The following is a 4,972-nucleotide window of genomic DNA, read 5'->3' on the forward strand; positions in this document are numbered from 1 at the left end:
CGTATCACCGCAGGTTAGTTAAACGTCGAAGTTCTACAGTAGAACCAGTTTTAGGAACGTTGATTAACTTCTTTAACCTAAAACGAATCAACAGCAGAGGAATGTCTAAAGCCAATAAACATGTACTAATGTCAAGTTTATCTTACAACTTGAAGAAATATCTACGCTTTACAGTCAAAAAATCAAGTGTTTTAGCCCAAGTTATTTATTTAAAACAAGGGAAGAACTACGCTTCTACAAAATCACTCCTTCACTCCTTAAAAAGAGAGTTTTTAAGCAAACCTAATTTTACATTAATATATTTTTCTAAAAATAAACCTCGCTTAAAAAGGCTTAAACGAGGTCATATATTCTGTTTTTTACTGTAAATTGGAGTTGTGCAACAGTTACCAGTGTTAGCGGTTCGTTGTTTTCTCAATTCGTTTCTCTGATTATTTTTCTCAGAGTTTAGTAAGGGCAGAACCCTTATGAGCGGCAATATGATCCGTCTTGTTGCTTTTTATTTCATATTGAGGATCTTCTTCTGTAGCATGGTGTGTATAACCTTTGTAATCGAAATCTTTTGTATGTATTTTAATGATAGTTCCTGAAACTCTTCCTGTTTCGGAGTTCCAGCTTACTTTGTCGCCTACTTTAAATTTTGTTTTCATAAACAGATTTTTTAATTGTAAATCTAATTTTCATCGGAATAAAATACATTATCATCAACTATTCTTGCCGGTGCAGTGTATTTATGCTCCTGCACTTTTCCTGTTACCATAATATGTAATACCGTCCAACCTTTTGCTTTCAGATAATCGGATACCATTGAACGATGACATCTCCACCAAACTGCTTCGGAGCACATATAAGCCGTGGGTTGTTCTAAAGCAATATGTTCCAGTTTCAAAATGGCACTTTCAAATTCTTCGGTTTCCATATAATCAGCAAAACCTCTGAAAGAATCATTGTTCCAGCGGTTGTTTTTTGAGTCCTTTTTTGCCTTTCTTCTTCCTCCTAAATCGGCCAGATGTATGTATTGTATTCCGGCTTCTTCTAAGGATATTTTTAAATTTTCCTTGTCGAATTGTGGGAATTTGCGTGAGCCGGGCAAACTCCGTATGTCAGCAAGAATTTTAATATCAAAAGATTGCAGCATATCCAAAAATTCAACCAAACTACGTGTAGAATGCCCTATGGTATAGATGATATGTGTTCCCGATTTCTTCATTTAGGATTGTTCAATGCTAAAATATATTTGTCAATATACTGCTGTTTTTCTTTTGATTTGTATTGCTGGATGTATCGCGGATGTTCAAGGGTTTTTAAACTGTCAAACAACTTTGCTTCCTTGTTTAGCTTTTGGATAAAATCTGCATTTTTCTTTCCTAATACAAAAACCTCTGAAGTATCTAATCCAAGACTGATGTGTTTTTTCAAAGAGTTAATCATAAAACCTTTCACCATTTCAAAAAGAATAGGGTCATCATAATAATTTGCATTAAGCCATTTGCCGTTTTTTGTTTGACGGATAATGGCTAAAGGGAATGGAGAGTTGATGTAAAAATCTTTGTAGAATTCTTTTGCTCCACCATACTCAGCAATCATATCATACATAAAAACAGAAGAAACTTCGTGCGTATGTGCCGATTGCATTTTGATAGAACAGACGCTTTCCAATCGTTTGGTATCCGTAAATGGCACACCCGTTACCCCGGCTCCGTGACGGCTCGGGTTAATACCGATAATAAATCTTCGTTGCTTAGAATCGTTGTAATATTTATGATAAAACTGTTGCATTACCTCTATCGTTTCAGGATTATTCAGGTAAGGGTTCATCACCTGAAAACCTTTTGGCAGCTTACCCGAATAGTGTAAATAGTGGTTGAAATCAATCACTTTATCAGCAAAGGTTTTTGACATAAGAATTTCTTTATTTTTCTATCTTGCAAACTCTTTCAGCACTATTCATCAAAGGACAAAAGTGCAAAATTCCTATTGTAGCCTGGCTGTTTTTACAATTTGATTTCATCTTTTTATGCTTATCGATTGGCTACATTCAAGGTCGTTGTCTTACAATGACCGCTAACGTTTTGGCGCTTGGCGCAGTGGCGGATTTCGGAGCACAAAATTGTCAATACACCACAAAAGTTGATGCGAAGTAGAATGTTCAATTAGCCACTTCACCCGCCATTGAGCCAAACGCCTGTTATAGCCAGTGCTTCCTGTTATTTTCTGTTTATCCGTAAAGTTCTTCAAGTTCCAGTTTTTTAATTCTTGATGTTATTGCACCCCTTGTCCGACCGAAATGTTTAGCCATATCTTTTACATTTACTCCTTCACAATACATTACTGTTAGTTCGTTGTCAAGTTCAGGTGTCCACGGTTTGTATGCGTCCTTATGTTTGGTTCTCACTTCTTCAACCGAATAAGCTTTTTCTGTTTTGCTTTCTGCCTTGTCGGTTTTTTGTTTCAATTCTTCTTTTCTTTGCTGTTCCTTTTCTTCTTCACTCACAACTTTCATAACGTGAATTTGTGATGATTTTGGAAATTCAGAAGGCATTAAAGGTTCGGGAATATGAATACTATTTTTTGTCCGAGTGACAGCAACATAAAGCAAATTGATTTCTTCATTTAGTTTTGTGGCGTTGATTTCTTCGGCTTTCTTATCTTCTTTCAATTTCTCTAATTTTTCTTCAGAAATAAAGTCATTTACAAGTTGAATGGCATCATACTCCATTCCTTTGCAACGATGAACTGTCGAGAAAATCATTTCTGCCTTTTCTTTGTCGTCATTGTCAACGTGTTTTTCTTTAATGGCTTTTATGATGTCAGGAATTTTATTTCCATACTCTTTAACTATTTCAACCATCATTGCAAGCTGAACATCTTCTGTCTTTTCAATATAATCTTCTAACTCGTCAAGGTCTTTCATAGCCTTGATTAGTTTGTCCTTAATTAAGTGATGCTTTTCGTTGTAAAGATTTAGAACATCATAAAGGGAAGCACCTTCGTCTGCGTATGTATATGAGTTGATGTTACCTTCAAAGTAAATCTGTTTTACCTTTTTCTTTTCAGTTACATATTCTATTGCTTTTAGTAAAAGACCGAGATTGGTTCTTGCAAGAACAGCTTTGGTTTTAATTTCTTTGCTGTTGCCTTTTCCTGTGATAGGAATGGTTTGGTGTTCGTCAAGGTGCTTTTTGAATTTTAAAACTTCCATTGCAAGATTTGCAATGTCTTGACTAAATCGAAAGCTTGTCGAAAGATGATAGGTTTTAAAGTCGGCTTTTTCTAACGAGTTTACCGCAAATCGCCACCCGTAAATTTGTTGGTGTGTGTCGCCAACGATTACTTTGGTCGCTTTTTGATTAAAGAACACATCAAGCATTGCAGGAGATGCGTCTTGTCCTTCGTCAAAAAGTATGTAATCGTAGTCAAGTTTTGGGTTTGAAAGTTGGAATTTTTTAAGGTAGAAGTCGTGGGTGATTTCGATTTCTCCTTTGTCCATTTTGCTTAATAAAAGTCGTGATTGAGAAACGATATAGTCGTAAAATGATGAAACAAAAGTTTTTGCTTTTGGGTCTGTTACTGTGTCAAGATAATTTAAGTCTTGAACTTTTTGCTTGGCGCTGTTGCAGAAATAGGCAATGAACTTGTTAATGTGATTGGCAATGACATATTCCGTATGCTTTTCTCCGTTGCCTTGCAGATTTAGAAGTTCGGCAATTTCATTTGTCTTGTAACCTTGTGGTCTTACTTTGTATCCATTTTTAAATACAATGTGTCGATAAGCCAAAGAATGTGCTGTCTCAACTTTCACATTATTAAGTCCTTTGTCGGCAAATTTTTTGGCTGCTTCAAGCTTTACGGATTTGTTGAAAGCTAAATAAAGAATTTTACTTGTCGATGGTCTTGTCTTGGCGTATTCAATTACGGTCGTAGTTTTCCCAGACCCGGCAACAGCATTTATTTTGATGTTTCCAGTCGAGTTGATGATATCATATTGTTCTTTCGTTAACTCCATTTTCTGTAACTGTCATTCTGTGTCGGGTCGTCTTTTAGCATTGGCTATAACGGAAAAAGGCTTTGCGAAGTGCGGGAATTCGAAGAACTTAAGTTCAAGAATTCCGAAACGAAGCAAATGCTTTTTCAGATTGTCTAAATTAAGTAAAAAAACAATATGAAAAGTAGTTGCGAAATATTTTGACGAAATTTCAATCAATGACTAAACCCCGCATTTTGCAAAACCACTGTGCTTGTTGCACAACACTAAATATAGCAATTTTTCATATCTTGTAGTATGCAAGGACGAAAAGAATTTATTCCTCAACTTTTTTATGAATTAAGTTTAGATCGGCTAGTTCCATCTGATAACTTTTATCGCCAAGTAAATCAAGTATTAGATTTACATTTTCTGTATAGATCCACTCAAAAATATTACGGTACTCAAGGTCAAGAAAGTATAGATCCTGTGGTGTTTTTTAAAATATTGTTAGTGGGTTATTTGAATAATATCAATAGCGACAGAGCATTGATTCGCTATTGTAGCAATTGCTTGGATGTTCGCTTGTTTTTAGGTTATGATCTGAACGAACAATTGCCTTGGCATTCAACCATAAGCCGAACGCGCGCGTTATTTGGCCAAGAAGTTTTCTTGCAATTGTTTCAGTTGGTTTTAAAACTGTGTGTGAATAAAGGCATGGTTTCAGGGAAACGTCAGGCGGTAGACTCTGCCTTTATCAAAGCAAACGCAAGTATGGATTCTCTGGTTGAAAAAGAGGTTCTAAACGATGCTTTTGCTTTTGTGAATGAGTTGGAAGAAAATTCAGAATTCAAAGCATGCAGTGAGTCTAGTCGAACTGTAACATCAACTCGAAAGAAGTTGGTAGAACAACATCATAATTGGAAAAAGAAAGCGTTTAAAGGAATGCCGGGACATGTGAAAACGCTTCAAAAAAATGAAGATGGTGAAGATATTCGTCCAAAGTTT

Annotated in this window: 6 protein-coding genes; 2 read left to right on the forward strand and 4 right to left on the reverse strand. The window is 35.7% G+C overall.

Annotation, left to right across the window (positions count from 1 at the left end):
* On the forward strand, nucleotides 1-368 hold a 368-nt coding region (locus tag HXZ69_RS14970; protein WP_286496442.1), incomplete at its 5' end, for a transposase.
* Nucleotides 369-440: 72 nt separating this feature from the next.
* Here the strand turns inward: HXZ69_RS14970 and HXZ69_RS14975 are convergent.
* The 4 genes from HXZ69_RS14975 to HXZ69_RS14990 form a co-directional block, all read right to left on the reverse strand.
* The gene (locus HXZ69_RS14975; RefSeq protein WP_286496443.1) at nucleotides 441-650 is read right to left on the reverse strand and encodes a hypervirulence associated TUDOR domain-containing protein; all 210 of its coding nucleotides are present in this window, start codon (nucleotides 648-650) and stop codon (nucleotides 441-443) included.
* Between the two features lie 23 nt (nucleotides 651-673).
* Complete coding sequence (locus HXZ69_RS14980) at nucleotides 674-1,210, reverse strand: DUF488 domain-containing protein (protein WP_286496444.1); 537 nt, start codon at nucleotides 1,208-1,210, stop codon at nucleotides 674-676.
* Complete coding sequence (locus tag HXZ69_RS14985; protein ID WP_286496445.1) at nucleotides 1,207-1,902, reverse strand: SMUG2 DNA glycosylase family protein; 696 nt, start codon at nucleotides 1,900-1,902, stop codon at nucleotides 1,207-1,209. Before HXZ69_RS14985 ends, HXZ69_RS14980 begins: the two co-directional genes overlap by 4 nt.
* Before the next feature lie 316 nt (nucleotides 1,903-2,218).
* Entirely contained in the window at nucleotides 2,219-4,006 is a 1,788-nt protein-coding gene (locus HXZ69_RS14990) for a UvrD-helicase domain-containing protein (RefSeq protein ID WP_286496446.1), read from the reverse strand.
* 276 nt (nucleotides 4,007-4,282) lie between these two features.
* Between HXZ69_RS14990 and HXZ69_RS14995 the strand changes: the two genes are divergently transcribed.
* A partial coding sequence (locus tag HXZ69_RS14995; RefSeq protein ID WP_286496447.1) for a transposase occupies nucleotides 4,283-4,972 on the forward strand: 690 nt, incomplete at its 3' end.

This window comes from Empedobacter sp. R132-2 (assembly GCF_030324375.1).
GTDB lineage: Bacteria > Bacteroidota > Bacteroidia > Flavobacteriales > Weeksellaceae > Empedobacter > Empedobacter falsenii_B.

Coding starts and splice junctions, on each gene's coding strand:
- HXZ69_RS14975 (WP_286496443.1), bottom strand. CDS start 650: ATGAAAACAAAATTTAAAGTAGGCGACAAAGTAAGCTGGAACTCCGAA.
- HXZ69_RS14980 (WP_286496444.1), bottom strand. CDS start 1,210: ATGAAGAAATCGGGAACACATATCATCTATACCATAGGGCATTCTACA.
- HXZ69_RS14985 (WP_286496445.1), bottom strand. CDS start 1,902: ATGTCAAAAACCTTTGCTGATAAAGTGATTGATTTCAACCACTATTTA.
- HXZ69_RS14990 (WP_286496446.1), bottom strand. CDS start 4,006: ATGGAGTTAACGAAAGAACAATATGATATCATCAACTCGACTGGAAAC.